Here is a 14917-nt window from a genome sequence, read left to right as displayed (position 1 = left end):
TGATGGAAAGGCCCGCCCAATGTGGGATGGCCCCTCTGGGCTGGCAAGCGTCACGCGGCGGCAGCGTGGTCCAGTGAGCGCCAGGTTCCCAGCGCCCAGTCCTGCTCGTCCGGGTCATCGAAGCTCACCACGCACAGGGCGCGGCGCTTGCCCGAACTGCACAGGGCGGTCAGCCGGCACTCGCCCGGCTCCACGCGGAGCGAGGCCCGTCCGCTGACTCGCACGCCGCGGTGCTCCAGGTCCATCGCGCGGCGCTCCATGAAGGAGGGCATGAGGCCGTCGGCGCCGCCGTCCTCCAAGGGGACGAAGCGCACGCTGCGCCGGTGGTCCCGCGCCACCCACGTTCCATCCTGCAGGTGCGCCTCCGCGAGCGACCCCGGAATGCGAATCTCCCAGCCCGCTGGCAGCGCCACCTGGACCTCGCCGCGCCGGTAGCCCAGGGGCGGGCCGCCGGGGGCCTGCGAGGCGCGCCGGTGGACTTCCTCGGCCAGGGTGCCGCCCACGCCCAGGAAGCCGAGCACCTCCTGCCACTCCCGCCAGGGGTAGGGCAGGGATGGGTCCTCGCGCCAGGCCTGCTCCAGCAGGCGGGCCACGTCGCGCATCAGGTGGCGCTCGTCGTCCAGCAGCGGTGGGCGCCAGACCACGTCCGTCCACAGGCGGCACCGCGCGCGGTTGAGCCGCATGCGCGCGTCGATGCCCGGCGTCCACCAGGGGAACACGTCGATGCCGCGGCGCGGGTCCTCGTACACGTCCACCAGCCAGCGCGCGTCGCGTGGCCCCAGCGGCGTCAGCAGCGCGCCGGGATATTCGAAGGTGTGGCCGAAGCGCATGGACAGCGCGAAGCCCGACTCGCCGTAACTTCGCATGCGCAGCACCCGCCCCACGGCCTCCTGGAGCGACGCCAGCATGTGCACGTCCACGGGCCCGGCGTCTCCGGTGTGGAAGTAGCCGGTGGGGTCCCCTCCCTTCGAGGACGCGCGTCCCTCCGCCCAGGCGATGCCGAGCGCGTCACCCATGGCCCTCAGCGTGTCACAAAGGATGCGGTGGTAGCCGGGGCCCACTGCGGAGGTCTCCGCGGACACGGAGACGTGGGCGCCCGAGGTGGCCACCAACAAGACTTCGCCCGCCGCTGGGTGCAGCCGCAGCCGGAGCGCGGGGGCGCCCAGGGGGCCGGTGCCCAGGAAGGCGCTTTCGAGCAGCTCGCCGTGGTGCTCGTGGAACCACGACGACATCCGCTGGAGCCAGGGGATGGGGCCCTCGGGAGGGGAGAACAGGTGTTCGCTTCCCCGTCGCCTTCCGGCCAATGCCAACTTCACGCTCATCTCATCCCACCCCGCTTCTGAACCGTGGTTCAGGTTCTGTTCACTATTTCAGCGTGGCTCTCCTCGGAGGTGCCACCGACGGGCAGTGGCTGCCCGCTCGTCCTCAACGTGGTCACGCACGGCAGGCGTGGGTGCATCCATACGGCGGGCCGTGTGCGGGCAGCCCATCCGAAGTCCCAAGCATCCGTTCAGGCAGGGGGCCAGCTGCCAGGTGCCTTTTGGGGAGGGTGCCCCCAGGTTGGAGGAAAGGAGGCCGCCATGAGCAAGAAGGACGTGTTGCACATTCCACCTGAAGCCGTACCCACCGCGCCTGACCGGAATGCAGACACCGAGGACGAGCAGCGCTCGCCGCGCGGCAGTCCGCCCGCGCTGCAGCCGGAGGGTGGTCCCGCTGGCACGCCGGGGACGGGTGGCAGCCAACGCATCATCGAGCCGGTGAAGTCACCGCAGCCGAATCCGGGCTTCAGCGTGAGCTGAGTCCGTCGCTGATGACCCACAGGGCGATGCCCGCGGCACAGTCGCCGCGGGCATCGTCGTTTTCGCGGTCGTGTCTCGCGCCACAAAGGGCGATGCCCGCGGCACGGTCGCCGCGGGCATTGTCTTGCCGCCGTGAAGTGCGGGCCGGCTTAGCGCGTCGAATCCGTCTCCGGGAGCGGCGTGGGCGGCGTCATCCGGGTGTCCGGATCCATCATGCCGCTGCCGCCGGTGCCCGGCTCCAGCGTGGAGTCGTCATCGGCCTCCAGGTCCGCGGGGTCCGAGGTGTCGAGCGGCTCGACGTCACCCGCGCCGCCAGTGCCCGGCTCGCTGCTCATGTCCGGGTCCAGGTTCGGGTCCACTTCCGTGCCGGTGCCCGGGTTCAGCGTCGGGTCCGCGTTGGGGTCCATGCTGTTCGGGTCCACGGTCTCCGACTCCGGCGACAGGGCTGGGTCATCCATGCCCGTGCCGCCCGTACCAGGCGGTGTCGTGGTGTCCATGCTGGTGTCCGTACTGGTGCCGGTGTTCGGGTCACTCATCGTGCCCATGCCGCTGGTGTCCGTGGTGTCCGTCGTTTCTCGGGTCGCGCCCGAGTCGGACTTACAGGCGGTGCCGAAGGCGAGGGCACCGGCGGCGAGAGAGGCAAGGACGGCCTTCGTCTTGAGGAGCTTCGTCATGGTTCGTTCTCCGGTCGGTTTGTGTCTGGCTGCTGCTGGCCGGGAACGTGAGCAGCCGATGAGCGGTCTGCTAGAGGCCCCTCCCATGGCCGCCTGCTCTCCAGGCGGCGGTGGGAATGAAACGCGGGGACGGCTTGCCACGCGCGCAGTGTCCTTCAGTCGGCGCTGTTGGGGCCCACCAGCCGCGGGCGGTCGTCTCCCCGGTTGCCCTGCGCGCGCCTGCGGAGCGAGTCACGCCAGTTCGGCGTCAGCAGGGGACACTCCGCCAGCAGCGCGGCGTCCTCCGGCGCGTGGCCGTGCATGGCGTGGTGGGCGAAGGCGACGGTGAAGGCGGGGAAGGGCCGCTCGAGCAGCGCCACCGCGTCGCCTTCCTGGACGGGCCCTTCCTCCAGCACGCGGTAGTACCAGCCGGTGCGGCCGGTCTGCTGGAGCAGCAGCGACAGGTCGCGCTGTCCCCAGCGGCGCGCGGGCTTCCAGCAGGGCTGGCGAGGCTGGGACACCTGCACGCGTGCGCCGCCCACGCGCAGCACGTCTCCGATGCAGACGTCCGCCTCCGTGCCCTGGGAGAACACCCAGTTCTCACCGAAGGCACCAGGGCCGACGTCGTCTCGCGCCAGGCGTTCGCGCCAGAAGTCGTAGTGCGTGACGGGGTAGGCGAGGACCGCCTTCTCCGGACCGCCATGGACCTTGCGGTCCGCCTGGCCATCTCCGGCGAGCCCCATGCGCGACAGCCACACCGGGCCTGTCACCGGCTCCTTGAAGATGGCGCTGGTCCAGGGCCGCTCCAGCGGCGAGGTGGCACCGGCCACGCCCAGCTCCCGGGGCAGGCCCACTCGCAGCGACAGCAGGCGCGTCACGAGGGTCTCCATGCCCGCGGGACAAAGCAGGCGCGGACGCACCTGTCCAGCATGGCAACGCCCCATGGGCGGCACCGCGACGTTCGCGGTGCCGAATGGGGCGCGGCATCAGGACGCCAGGGCGGAGGCTAGTAGCTGGTGCCCGCGTCGTTCAGGGCGCCCGAGGGCGCGGGGACGGTGTTGGACGTCCCGGGCGGCGTGGTGTCCAGGCCGGGCGTCGTGACGCTGGGGCTCGGGAGCGTGCCCATGCCGGAGCCGCCCGTGCCCGCGTCCGTGGCGTAGGGCGCGGTGCCCGGGACGGTGGACGTGCTGCCCTGCGAGCCCGTGTCATAGGGCGTCGTGGTGCCGGAGCCGCCCGTGCCCGGCGTCGTCGTGGACGTGCCCGGCGGCAGGGTGTTGGGGTTCGTCGCCGGTGGCAACGTGTTGGGGTTCGTGTTCGTGGAGCCCGTCTGCGGTGTGGTGCTGGCGCCGCCGGTGCTCGGCGAGGTGTTGCCCGGCGCGGTGCCCGGCGTCACCGTCTGTCCGGTGGACGGGTCCACCTGCGCCACCTGCACCGGCGCCTCCGTCGCGCTACACGCGGTTCCCAGCGCCAGGGTGCCCGCCAGTGCTCCGGCCCACATCCAACCCCGCTTCATCTGCTTCGCCATGTTGCTCCCTCCTTCGTGGGTGTGTGTGTTTCAGCTTGCGTGCGTGGGCTCGCCGCGCCCCGAGTGACGCGGCGGCTCCGATTTCTGTGCTTCCTTTCGGGCGGGATGGCGCTTCAGCCTGCGCTCCGACAGCACCAGCAGCAGGGCCGGGAATGCCACCAGCATGATGAGGAGGTTGGTGGCGAAGCCCAGATTGGCAAGTGCGCCAATGGAGTTGAGGCCCGGGTGGTCAGCGAGGAAGAGCGCGCCGAAGCCCATCGCGCTGGTCAGCAAGCCGCCGCAGATGGCCTTCCCCGTCTCCGAATACACCGACACGAAGTCATGGCCCGGTGACGACAGTCGCGTCAGCAGGTGCACCCCCGCGTCCACCGTCGTTCCGATGAGAATCGGGATGACGAGGATGTTGAGGTAGTTGAACTCCAGCCCCAGCAGCGGCATCAGCCCCAGCAGCGCCACCAATGACACCACGGTGGGCGCCATGCACAGCAGCGCGATGCGCAGGCCGCCCAGCGTCAGCCACATGGCCAGCAGCACCGCCAGCGTGGTGCCTCCGAGGATGCGCGGCGCCTCGTGCGTCACCATGTCCAGGATGTCCGCCAGCACCATGGACTCGCCGGCCGCGGAGACGCGCGAGCCATCCGGTGTCCCCGCGCCGCGAACCTCCCGCGCCAGCGTGCGCACCGCCGTGCCGTCCGACTGGTCCACGGCAGGGTAGACCATGACGAAGCTCCCCGGCGTGCCCTGCCGGCCCAGGAATTGTTGCTGGACGCTCGGCGGCAGGTCGTCACGGGTGAAGGGCGGTGAGGCCGCCTGCCTGCGCAGCGACGCCACCTGCGCCCGTTGCCGGGCCTCCAGCCGGTCGTCCGGGACGTGCTCCAGCAGCCGCGAGATGTCCTGGAGGACGCGCTGCTTGCGCGGCTGGTCCTCGGGCACCAGCGAGGACAGCGAGGCCACGAAGTCGATGGTGGAGTCCTTGCCCCGCTCGCGTTGCCGCGCGTGGAGCCGCTCCACCATCGCCTGTTCCTCCTCGGGCGATTGGGTGAGCACCACCACCGGGCTCTGCGAATAGCCGATGAGCCGGTTGACCTCGCGGTCCAGCGTGAAGGACGGCAGGTCCTGGTCCTCCAGCGAGCCGAAGTCGAAGTCGAAGCGCACGCGCCCCGTCTGGCTCAGCAGCCCCAGCAGCAGCACGGCGGACACGGCGGTGACGACGTGCCGGCGGCGCAGCAGCAGCTGGCCCATGGGAGAGCGCGTGGTGGTGACGGAGGCGCGCCGAGGCGTCCACCCCCAGCGCGAGGCCAGGCCCAGCAGCGCGGGCAGCACCAACACGTAAGCGGCGATGAGCACCACCATGCCCACGCCCGCGATGACGCCGAACTCGCGGAACGCGCGGAAGCGCGAGGTGCCCAGCACGAAGAAGGTGAGCGCCGCCACCAACGCGGAGACGAGCGCCGCGCCGCCGGTGTGGGTGAAGGACGCGCGCGTGGAGGACTCGGAGGTGTGGCCTTCGCCGCGCAGGTGCAGGTAGCGCCCCAGCAGGTGGATGCCGTGCTCCAGGCCCAGGCCGCCGAGGATGGCGCCCAAGAAGCCCGTCAGGAGGTTGACCTCGCCGTAGACGAGCGCCACCAGGCCGTACGTCCACGCCAGGCCCGCGCCCACGGGCGTCAGCACCAGCCCCACCGCCAGCGCGCTGCGGAAGTGGAAGAGGAGGTAGAGCAGCATCAGCGTGGTGGCCACCGCCGAGGCCACGCCGATGTCGCGCGCAATCTGCTGCTGCTGGTCCAGCTTCTTCTGGAAGGTGCCGGTGATGCCCACCTTGAAGCCGGCCCCGTACTTCGACAGGTCCTGCGCGGCGAGCAGCCCGCGCACCTCGTCCGTCACCCTGCGCGAGAAGCCCAGGTCCGCGGACGTGGTGTCCGGCTTGGCCAGGAGCACGACGCGGCGCTGCTGCTCATCCAGGTAGTAGTCACCCTCGTGGGTGGACAGCCGCTGGCCGGCGCCTCCCGCGTACTTCGCCTCCAGGTCGGAGAAGTCCAGGGACGGCGGCTCCTCCTCCACCAGCGGCACGTAGAGCGGGTTGGCCTGCTGCTGTTCCCATTGGAGCCGCGCCTCCAGGCGGCGGTGCACCTCCCGCAGGTCCTCTTCCGACAGGAAGTACAGGGCCCGGTCGCGGAAGAAGGCGCCGGGGCGCTGCGACTCGACGAAGCGGATGCCGGGCAGGGCCTCCAGCTTGGGGGCCAGGTCATTCGCGAAGCGCTTCAGGGACTCGGGGTCCGCGCCCTCGCCCACCACCGCCACCCAGCCGAGCGCGCCGAAGCGGCGCTCCAGCTCCCGCAAATCTTGCACGCTCTCGAAGGAGGACGGCAGCAGGTCCACCAGGTTGGCGTTGAGGTGCAGGCCGCGCGCGAAGAAGCCACCCACGGCGGCCAGCACCAGCGCCAGCAGCAGCGCCACCACCGGACGCCGGTGGTTGTGCGCGGCCATCGCGCCCAGCGCGCGCTCCACGCGCCCCATCCACCGCGGCTCGCCCGGAGGCGTCGTGTCGTTCGGATGCGGTCCCATCATCGGCCCGCGGCCACCACCCGCGGCCCCGGCCCTCCCGGTCGCGCGGAGGGCGGAGCGGCTTCCCCTCCCTCGTGTGCTCGCACGCGCGAGCCCGTGTCGCCGGGGAACGTGACCATGGCGGGGGTGCGATGCAGGCGCCCACGTCTGCTTGTCTGCCCACCAGGGAGGGACAGCCAACAGCGCGCATGGCGTCCATTCAACCCGTCGCATCCCCCCGGGCGACGGCATGTCAGGGAGCACAAGCAGGCGAGCATTCGCTCGAAGGGCGCGCTACATGAGACAAGTGATTCGTAGCCTTACTTTCCGCCTCACGGCATAAACGCGTTGACTCTCCCGTTAGCGCGTGCCCAAGGTGTCCGGCGATTCGGCCAGTCAACAGATGCAGGTGTCGAAAGCATGAGTGAGAAGCGTTGGTCGGAGCGGTTCGAGGGCGCCATGGGCCGCCTGGCGGTGCGGAACCACCGGAAGCCCTTCCAGGCGCTGCTCCTGGCCCTGGTGCTCACCGTGCTCGGCGCGTACTTCGCCAAAACGCTGACGCTCAACGCGGACTTCGTGGGGCTGCTGCCGAAGAACTTCCCCAGCGTTCAGGACATCGAAAAGCTGCGCAAGCGCTTCGGTGGCCAGGGCAACGTGGTGGTGGTGGGGATGGGGGCGGACCCCGAGGTGCTCAAGCGCTTCGCGGACGACCTGGCGCCGAAGCTCGGGGAGCTGTCGGAGATTCGCTACGTCTCCCACCAGCGGCCCCGGGCCTTCTTCGACGAGCACTCGCTCTACTACGTGGACGTCGAGGACCTGGAGACCATCCAGGAGCGCATCGACGCGCGCATCCTCTGGGAGAAGCAGCAGGCCAATCCGCTCTTCGTCTCGCTGGTGGAGGAGGACCCGCCGTCAGTGGACTTCGCTGACATCGAGCAGAAGTACACCGGCCGCGCCAACCAGCGCCTCTCCGGCCAGGGCGACCTCTATTACATCAACCCCACCGAGCGCATGGTGGTGCTGATGGCGAAGCCCCGGGGCAGCGCCGCGGACCTGAACTACTCGAAGAAGGTCGTGGGCCAGGTGGAGGACTTCCTGGCGACGCAGGACCTGTCGAAGTACGGGCCCGGCTTCAAGACGGCGGTGACGGGCACCTTCAAGAAGAAGATTGATCAGCAGCGCGTCATCGTCGGGGACCTGGCGAGCGCGTCCACGTTGGCCCTGGTGCTGCTGCTGGCGTACCTGGCCTTCCACTTCCGCAGCGCGCTGTCGGTGGGCCTCACCATGGCGCCGGTGATGGCGGGCCTGGGGTGGACGTACGGCTTCGTGGGGCTGGCCTACGGGCAGGTGAACCTCCTGACGGGCTTCCTGGCGGCGGTGCTGGGCGGCCTGGGCGTGGAGCACGGCATCCACCTGCTGGGGCGCTACACGACGCTGCGCTCGGAGGGGATGAACTCCGAGGAGGCGGTGGAGGAGTCCTTCCGGCACACCGGCTTCTCCGCGCTCATCGCGGCGCTGGTGGCGGCGCTCACCTTCCTCAGCCTGGCCATGTCGGAGTTCAGGGCGTTCCGCGAGTTCGGCATCATCGCCGCGGTGGGCATGCTGGTGAGCATCTTCTCCTACGTGCTGCTGCTGCCCGCGATGCTGGGGCTGGCCACGCGCCTGGGCTGGGCGCCGCGGGTGCAGCAAGCGGAGGCGGCCGGGCCGCTGAGCCTGCTGGCCCGCTGGCTGCCGCGCTCCTACCGGGGCGTGGGCCTCGTGGTGGGCGTGGGCGTGCTGGCGCTGGTGTCCCAGGCGCACCGCATCTCGTTCAACTACGACTCGCGCACGCTGGAGGACTACAAGCAGGCGTCGGCGGTGCTGGACCAGAAGGTGAACGACATCCTGGGCTACTCGCAGACGCCGGTGGTGGTGCTCACCGACTCGCAGGAGATGGAGCGCGAGGTGGTGCGCCAGCTGGAGGCGCGCAAGGCGGCGCGGGGCAAGGACTCCACCATCGACTTCGTGGGCGCGCTGGATGACCTGGTCCCCAAGCGGCAGGACGAGAAGCAGGCCATCCTGCAAGCCATCTCCACGAAGCTGGAGAAGCTGGACCCGGAGCGGCTGCCGGAGGACACGCGCAACACGCTGGTGCGCGCGCTGAACATGGCGAAGGCGAAGCCCTTCACCCAGGAGGCCCTGCCCACCAGCGTGCGACACCAGTTCGAGAGCCTGGATGGCAGCACGGGCGGCGTGGTGCTGGTGTACGCCGGTGGCGTCAGCCTGTCGGACGGCGAAGGCACGCGGAAGTTCGCCAAGGAAGTGCGTGGCCTGCAGATGCCGGACGGCAGCCAGGTGTCGGCGGCGGGCGAGGCGCTCATCCTGGCGGACATCCTGGACATGGTGTCGCGCGAGGGACCGCGCATCCTGGCGGCGGCGGTGCTGAGCGTGCTGGTGGCCATGTGGCTGACGCTGGGCAAGCTGCGCACCGCGCTCATCTGCATGTTGCCCACGCTGCTGTCCGTCATCGGCCTGGTGGGGCTGATGTCGCTGCTGGGGCTGCAGTTCAACTACCTCAACATCATGGTGCTGCCGGTGCTGGTGGGCACCACGGTGGACGCGGGCGTGCACCTGGTGCAGCGGCTGGGCGAGCGCGGCGCGGACTTCGTCTCCGTGTACGCGGAGACGGGCCGGGCGATTACGGGCGGCCTGCTGACGAGCGCCATCGGCTTCGTCGCGCTCATCCTGGCGAAGCACCCGGGCCTCAACTCCATCGGGGACCTGGCCAACCTGGGCTTCGGCATCAACCTGGTCATCGTGCTGCTGGGCTTCCCGTCGCTGCTGCTGATGGTGGAGCGCTGGCGCCGCAAGCACAGCACGTCTCCGGATGAGCAGACCGAGCAGCCCGCGCCGGAGGCGTGAAGGCAGACGCCGTTGGCCCTGTGCGCCCGCGCTCGATATGACAGGGGGCCGGGCCGAGTAGGCCCTCAACCCTTCATCAAGGTGGCGTGATGAGCCGGATGCGGAGCGCGGGTCGGTGGTGGCTGCTGATGGGACTCCTCGGGGCCGCGACCCTGGCGGGGTGTCGTCACTCGGGCGAGCGCGAGGAGAAGGCGGGTGATACCCGCTGCCCGGAGTCACGCGAGCTCACCTGTCTGGGCGGGACGAACTGCACCATGGACCGCGAGCGCGGCTGCCAGACGTGCCAGTGCAGGAGCCAGAACGTGCTCGAGCCCACCGACTACCGGCGGCCGGAGGCGATGACGCCGGAGCGGCGTCAGTAGGTCGTCACGGTGGGCCGCCCGCGCGCGGGCCGTGCCAGCAGCCGAGCACGGGATAGTCCGCGGGGCGCAGGAGGAGGCGCCACGCGCTCCCTTCGCGGAAGAGCAGCCCGGTGACCGCCTGCCCCTTGAGCCCCACGCGGACCAGGTACTGCGTGTCGCCGCCGACTCGCAGCGAGGCGACGAGGTCCGTGCTGGCCTCGCCGTAGTCCGCGAAGCTGACAACGAGGGGCCGCCGGTCCACGTAGAGCAATGAGGCGGCGGGGGAGTCAGCTGGCGCGAAAGGTGTCGGGCCCGGGAAGCACTCCAGCCGGGTGAAGGGGCCCTGCCGCTCCTGGGTGCAGGTGTCCAGCGGGACGCGTGTGTTCTCGCTCTGGCCGTCGCGGCTGGACTCCAGCGTCACGTGCCCCTCGGGCGAGGTCCTCCACCGGTAGCCAGGGACGGGAAGGCCCTCGGGCGTGAAGGGGTCGGCGCCTTCGTCCACGGGACGCTCGAAGGTGTCAGAGGTCCACTGCCCGGGGACAGGGCGCTCCGGCGCCGTCCTGGGCGCGGGCAGGCTCACCGTGCCGGTGACGGTGCCCGCCAGGGCCACGAGGTGCTCACCGAGGTCCGGCGTCCCTTCCGCCTGTGTGTAGACGCCCACGGTGTGGCAGACCGGCGGCAGGCCCGCGTCCTCTTCGCCCGTGCACACGGCCTCCGTCCGCTGGAAGCGCGCCACCGCCAGGCCCCGCGTGCCGACGAGCGTCATGACCTGGAGCCGTGAGGCCACGTCCTCCGGCGCCTGCTCGCCCAGGATGACGCGGGTGGTGCGGCCGGAGACCGCTTCAAGCTGATACGGCGCGGTCCACCGCTCCTCGGCGGCGGCCCCGAACGAGGCCAACGTGACTCCCAGCACCATGGCGTAGCGCATGACATCCTCCTGATGCTGGCTGGGATAGCAATGCGTGTACCAGGGCCTGGCGGCTCGGACCGCGGCCGGCCAGCCACACCCTGGCCTCGGGCCGCCCACCGTGGCGCCCTTCGAGGGTGTGCCGCCGCGAACGCGCGAATCCGCCGATTCGGCGTGAAGCCGCGCCCTCCCGAGTCCGGGAGCCGCCGGTTAGCACTTCTCCATGACGAAGCGGGCGGCATGGACGACGCGCCGTGAGGCCCTGGCGCTGGCCGGGCTGGGATTGGCCGGTGCCGCGCTGCCCCTGGGCTGCAGACACGCGATGGACGCGACGAGGACGGACGACATGGAGCGCAAGGACGTGGTGGACGTGGTGGTGGTAGGTGGTGGCCCGGGTGGCTTGAGCGCGGCGCTGGCGCTGGGGCGTGGCCGCAAGAAGGTCCTGGTATGCGACGCGGGGACGCCCCGGAACGCGATGGCCGAGGAGGTGCACACCTACCTCACGCGGGATGGCATCCCGCCCCGGGAGTTCCGGCGTGTCGCCTGGGAGCAGCTGCGCCCCTACGACGTGGCGCTGCGCGAGGCGCGGGTGCTGGACGTCGAGCGCGCCGGGGCGGTGTTCCGCGTGGCGCTCGAAGGGGGCGACGTGGTGGAGGCGCGCCGGGTGCTGCTGGCCACGGGGATGGTGGACGTGATGCGCGAGCTGCCCGGCTACGGCGACCTGTGGGGCAAGGCCATCTTCCAGTGCCCGTACTGCCATGGCTGGGAGATTCAGGACCGGGCCTGGGGTGTGCTGGCCGCGAACGAGATGACGCTCGACTTCGCGGTGATGTTGACGGGGTGGACCCGCGACCTGGTGGTGTTCGCGCTGGACGGCTTCGAGGTGCCCGCCGACAAGCGCGCGCTGCTGGAGAAGGCGGGGGTCCGGCTGGAGACGCGGCGCATTCGTGGCCTCATCTCGGCTGGGGAGAAGCTGGAGGCGGTGGAGCTGGAGGACGGCGCCCGGGTGCCTCGGGAGTTTCTCTTCGACCGTCCCGCCCAGCGGCAGTCGCCGCTCGTGCTGCGGCTGGGGCTGGAGCTGGACGAGGACGGCTTCGTGAAGCTGAAGGGACCGGGCGAGACGTCGGTGCCGGGCATCTACGCGGCGGGGGACCTCGGCACCCGGATGCAGGCGGCCATCGCGGCCGCGTCCGCGGGGATGATGGCGGCGGGCATGGTGAATCATGCGCTGAACCTGGAACGGGCGGGCGCCGCGCATGGACCTGCTCAGGGTTGAGCCCGGGCGCTTCGCTCGCTACGAAGGGGCGATGCCGTCCGAGCCACAAGCGCCGTCCTGTGGGCCCGATTCGTCGTCGTCGCGCCTGGACTTCGAACAGGGGCGGCTGCCGATATGGGCGGGGCGCCTTCATGGCCATCACCGGGCCGGGCGCGCCACCTCCGTGCACGCCTACGCTGTCGTGATGTTGGTGACGCGAGGCGAGTCGAAGATGCGGCACGCGGGGGACCTGGTGGTCAGGGCGGGAGACGTCCACCTGATTCCGCCCGGGGACGCGCACGGGGCCGGCGCCTCGAACGCGGAAGGGTGGGGCGTGGCCTTCCATCCGGACGCCCTGGGCGAGGACGGTGGGGGCGCGAGTCGCCTGGGGCCGTTGCTGCGGGTGCGCCAGGGCTGTCACCCCGTGCTGCGGCCCTCGGTGCCGCAGCGCCGGCGGCTGACGCGGTGGATGCGGCTGCTGTCGGAGGAGGTGGCGCGCGACGAGCCCGGGCACGAGGAGGCCGCGCGCTCCCTGCTGCGGCTGGTCCTCATCGAGCTGGAGCGCATGACGGCCCAGACGGGCGCGAGCGAGCCGCCCTCCCTGGGCTTGAGCCGCAAGGCGCTCACGTACATCGAGACGCACTGCCTGGAGCCGCTGTCGCTCGCGCAGGTGGCGAAGGCGCTGGGGCGCTCCTCCGCGCACGTCGCGGGCGTGGTGCGGCAGGAGACGGGCCGCACGGTGGGCGAGTGGATTCTGGAGTGCCGGATGGCGGAGGCACGCCGCCGCCTGCGTGGCACGGATGAACGCGTGGACATCATCGCGGAGCGCGTGGGCTACGCGGACGTGACGCACTTCATCCGCCAGTTCCGCCGCGTCCACGGGGTGACGCCGGCCGCGTGGCGGCGCAAGGCGACGGCAGGGGCCCCATGAGCTGTCCCCGCCGAAAGTCACGGAGGGGGATGCCGGGACGTGCGGGGGTGAAGTAAGGGTTCTCCCTGGGCCCGGAGCCGAGGGAGAGCCATGAAGAAGGCGCTGGTCATCGTCGTTGGCGCAGCCGTGCTGCTGCTCGTGTTCATGTTCGTCGCCGGCGAGCAGCCGCCGGGGCAGCCGGGCGCCAGCGGTGGTGAGGGTGGACGCCAGCTGGACCTGTCGGGCTTCGACCCGGCGCGTGTCTCCGGCCTGGAGCTCTCGGGGGGCCGCCGCGCCACGCTGCGGCGGGACGGCGGTGGGTGGACGGTCGCGGACCCGGGCTCGCCGGAGCGCCGCTACCTGGCGGACGAGGCGATGGTGAAGGGCGCGCTGGAGTCCCTGGCCCGGGCGGCGGGCGCGAAGTTCGTCGGCGGCAACGCAGACCGGCTGAACGACTTCTGGCTGGATGACGCGCGCGGGCTGAAGGTCCGCATCCTCCAGGAGGGCCGCCCTCCGCTGGAGCTGGTGCTCGGGAAGGATGGGGCGTCGAACGGTGGGACCTACGTGCGCAAGGCGGCCAACGCGGACGTCTTCGAGCACCCCACGCGGCTGGGCTGGTTGTGGCGCCGGCGCGTCATGGACTGGCGTGACGCGCGGTTGGTGCGGGGGGCGCCCGAGGACTTCACGCAGCTGGTGTTTCGTGTCGGGGACGACGCGCCGGTGACGGTGACGTCGAGTGGCGCGGCGGGCGGCTGGCGGCTCGCGGAGGGGACGCAGGTGCCGGAGGGCTTCCGGTTCAGCGCGCGCGCGGCCGACCAGGTCGTGCGGGACTTGTTGGAGGTCGAGGCGCAGGACGTGCTCGCGGGGGAGGCCGCCGCGGCGGCGAAGGCCGCGCTCGCCCAGGCGCATGACACGGTGGAGGCGCGCCTGAAGGATGGGAAGACGGTGGTGCTGCGGCTGGGCCGCGCGGCGGAGGCCCAGGACACCGTCTTCGTCCAGTTGGAGGGAGATGCGCGGGTGTACGAGGTGTCCGCGGTGTCGGCGGCGCAGGTGCGCAAGCGGCTGGTGGACTTCCGTGACCTGCTCCTGCTGCGGTTCGCGTTGGAGCAGGTGAACCAGGTGCGCATCCAGACCGGTGACACGACGGTGGTGGTGGCGAAGGACGCGCGGGGCTGGGTGCTGCGTGAGCCCCAGTCGCCGCCGGAGTCCTTCCGGTTCGACGCGTCACAGGTGGAGGCGCGGCTCGTCTGGCTCCAGCGGCTCGAGGCCTCTCGCCTCGTCGATGGAGCGGTGCAGGACGCGCAGGCGGGCCTGTCTCCGCCCGTGGCCTCCGTGGAGGTGCGCGAGGAGGGCGGCGCCGTGCAGACGCTGTGGCTCGGGAACGAGGTTCCGGACGCGCCGGAGGGCTCCCAGGAGGTGTACGCCCGAGGCTCGCGTGACGGCTTCACCTATGCCGTGGAGGACAGGGTGCGCGCCTGGGTGTCGCGGGGCCTCGCGCTCTTCAGTGGGCCGTAGGCCCCACTGCGGGCTGCCTTCGAGGCGCTGCGCGCTCAATGTGTGGCAATCTCCCTATTGATGGAGGCTCTGAGGAAGAGCCTTCCGTGACGGATGATATCCGTGGTGAGTAGGCCGGAACTTGGGCTGGCAGCGACCGCGGTCGAACTTGAGGACGACGCAGATGAAACCAGTCGGCTTCTTCATCCTCATGAGCCTTATGAGTGGATGCCTGCACCTGCGGTCCAGGACGCCAGTCGCGCCGCCCGAGGTCTCCGCCGGCATCCAGTTCCCGGAGTGGACGAAGGAAGCCTCATCCACCGTGGATGGCACTCAGTTGAAGGCGCTCCAACTCGCGATGGAGGACTTCCTGCCCCCCGGAACGAGGCCCCCCAGGAACGCGGATGCCATGACGCAGTGTCTCCATCGCATCGAGACATATGACGCCTGGCTCCAGCGGGGCGAGAAGATGACCTTCGTCCACTTCACGCCCAGGGAGCAGGAACGCTGTGGCTTGCAGCCGGAAGTCATGGACCCCGGCGCGAGCTATGCCATCAGTGATGACGGCGTCATCTTGACGCGGGACTGAGC

13 protein-coding genes are annotated in these 14917 nt (G+C 71.0%); 7 read left to right on the top strand and 6 right to left on the bottom strand.

Translation table 11 applies throughout. The annotated features are described in order from the left end of the window. Positions 1-50: 50 nt before the first annotated feature. Entirely contained in the window at positions 51-1322 is a 1272-nt protein-coding gene (locus tag HV826_RS25285) for a hypothetical protein (RefSeq protein ID WP_176419539.1), read from the bottom strand. A gap of 258 nt (positions 1323-1580) precedes the next feature. Between HV826_RS25285 and HV826_RS25280 the strand changes: the two genes are divergently transcribed. Continuing rightward, positions 1581-1799 (top strand): hypothetical protein, encoded by a 219-nt coding sequence (locus tag HV826_RS25280; protein ID WP_255217399.1) that lies wholly within the window; start codon positions 1581-1583, stop codon positions 1797-1799. A gap of 149 nt (positions 1800-1948) precedes the next feature. Here HV826_RS25280 and HV826_RS25275 read toward each other — a convergent pair whose 3' ends face one another. The 4 genes from HV826_RS25275 to HV826_RS25260 all read right to left on the bottom strand — a co-directional run bounded on the left by HV826_RS25275 (position 1949) and on the right by HV826_RS25260 (position 6539). After that, the gene (locus HV826_RS25275; protein WP_217918769.1) at positions 1949-2473 is read right to left on the bottom strand and encodes a hypothetical protein; all 525 of its coding nucleotides are present in this window, start codon (positions 2471-2473) and stop codon (positions 1949-1951) included. Positions 2474-2628: 155 nt separating this feature from the next. Next, positions 2629-3330, bottom strand: a complete 702-nt coding sequence (locus HV826_RS25270) for an MOSC domain-containing protein (RefSeq protein ID WP_368670982.1) — start codon at positions 3328-3330, stop codon at positions 2629-2631. Between the two features lie 128 nt (positions 3331-3458). Then, positions 3459-3977, bottom strand: a complete 519-nt coding sequence (locus HV826_RS25265; RefSeq protein ID WP_176419536.1) for an Erp protein — start codon at positions 3975-3977, stop codon at positions 3459-3461. Between the two features lie 30 nt (positions 3978-4007). Continuing rightward, positions 4008-6539 (bottom strand): RND family transporter, encoded by a 2532-nt coding sequence (locus HV826_RS25260; RefSeq protein ID WP_255217402.1) that lies wholly within the window; start codon positions 6537-6539, stop codon positions 4008-4010. Positions 6540-6938: 399 nt separating this feature from the next. Between HV826_RS25260 and HV826_RS25255 the strand changes: the two genes are divergently transcribed. After that, positions 6939-9419 carry an RND family transporter gene (locus HV826_RS25255; RefSeq protein ID WP_176419535.1) on the top strand — a complete coding sequence of 827 codons (2481 nt, stop codon included), beginning with the start codon at positions 6939-6941 and terminating at the stop codon, positions 9417-9419. 89 nt (positions 9420-9508) lie between these two features. Continuing rightward, positions 9509-9781, top strand: a complete 273-nt coding sequence (locus HV826_RS25250) for a hypothetical protein (protein WP_163777127.1) — start codon at positions 9509-9511, stop codon at positions 9779-9781. Between the two features lie 4 nt (positions 9782-9785). Here the strand turns inward: HV826_RS25250 and HV826_RS25245 are convergent, their stop codons facing one another. Beyond that, positions 9786-10688, bottom strand: a complete 903-nt coding sequence (locus HV826_RS25245) for a hypothetical protein (RefSeq protein WP_176419534.1) — start codon at positions 10686-10688, stop codon at positions 9786-9788. A 202-nt stretch (positions 10689-10890) separates the two neighbouring features. On the opposite strand from HV826_RS25245, the gene HV826_RS25240 reads away from it, so the two are divergent. The 4 genes from HV826_RS25240 (at position 10891) to HV826_RS25225 (ending at position 14915) form a co-directional block, all read left to right on the top strand. Then, positions 10891-11943, top strand: a complete 1053-nt coding sequence (locus HV826_RS25240) for an NAD(P)/FAD-dependent oxidoreductase (protein WP_176419533.1) — start codon at positions 10891-10893, stop codon at positions 11941-11943. Beyond that, a complete protein-coding gene (locus HV826_RS25235) occupies positions 11924-12853 on the top strand; it encodes an AraC family transcriptional regulator (RefSeq protein WP_176419532.1) in 930 nt (309 codons plus the stop codon). The genes HV826_RS25240 and HV826_RS25235 overlap by 20 nt, the downstream gene beginning before the upstream one ends. Positions 12854-12943: 90 nt before the next feature. After that, positions 12944-14347 (top strand): DUF4340 domain-containing protein, encoded by a 1404-nt coding sequence (locus HV826_RS25230; RefSeq protein ID WP_176419531.1) that lies wholly within the window; start codon positions 12944-12946, stop codon positions 14345-14347. A gap of 163 nt (positions 14348-14510) precedes the next feature. Beyond that, entirely contained in the window at positions 14511-14915 is a 405-nt protein-coding gene (locus tag HV826_RS25225) for a hypothetical protein (RefSeq protein ID WP_176419530.1), read from the top strand. Positions 14916-14917: the final 2 nt, after the last annotated feature.

It is taken from the genome of Myxococcus sp. AM010 (genome assembly GCF_013372585.1).
GTDB lineage: Bacteria > Myxococcota > Myxococcia > Myxococcales > Myxococcaceae > Myxococcus > Myxococcus vastator.
Note: the sequence above shows the minus strand (reverse complement) of the source record. Positions and strands in the feature narration are given on the sequence as shown.

Bases quoted from the DNA above. Each gene is read 5' to 3' on its own strand.
- HV826_RS25285 (WP_176419539.1), bottom strand. From the start codon at position 1,322: ATGAGCGTGAAGTTGGCATTGGCCGGAAGGCGACGGGGAAGCGAACAC.
- HV826_RS25280 (WP_255217399.1), top strand. From the start codon at position 1,581: ATGAGCAAGAAGGACGTGTTGCACATTCCACCTGAAGCCGTACCCACC.
- HV826_RS25275 (WP_217918769.1), bottom strand. From the start codon at position 2,473: ATGACGAAGCTCCTCAAGACGAAGGCCGTCCTTGCCTCTCTCGCCGCC.
- HV826_RS25265 (WP_176419536.1), bottom strand. From the start codon at position 3,977: ATGGCGAAGCAGATGAAGCGGGGTTGGATGTGGGCCGGAGCACTGGCG.
- HV826_RS25260 (WP_255217402.1), bottom strand. From the start codon at position 6,539: ATGGGACCGCATCCGAACGACACGACGCCTCCGGGCGAGCCGCGGTGG.
- HV826_RS25255 (WP_176419535.1), top strand. From the start codon at position 6,939: ATGAGTGAGAAGCGTTGGTCGGAGCGGTTCGAGGGCGCCATGGGCCGC.
- HV826_RS25250 (WP_163777127.1), top strand. From the start codon at position 9,509: ATGAGCCGGATGCGGAGCGCGGGTCGGTGGTGGCTGCTGATGGGACTC.
- HV826_RS25245 (WP_176419534.1), bottom strand. From the start codon at position 10,688: ATGCGCTACGCCATGGTGCTGGGAGTCACGTTGGCCTCGTTCGGGGCC.
- HV826_RS25240 (WP_176419533.1), top strand. From the start codon at position 10,891: ATGACGAAGCGGGCGGCATGGACGACGCGCCGTGAGGCCCTGGCGCTG.
- HV826_RS25235 (WP_176419532.1), top strand. From the start codon at position 11,924: ATGGACCTGCTCAGGGTTGAGCCCGGGCGCTTCGCTCGCTACGAAGGG.
- HV826_RS25230 (WP_176419531.1), top strand. From the start codon at position 12,944: ATGAAGAAGGCGCTGGTCATCGTCGTTGGCGCAGCCGTGCTGCTGCTC.
- HV826_RS25225 (WP_176419530.1), top strand. From the start codon at position 14,511: ATGAAACCAGTCGGCTTCTTCATCCTCATGAGCCTTATGAGTGGATGC.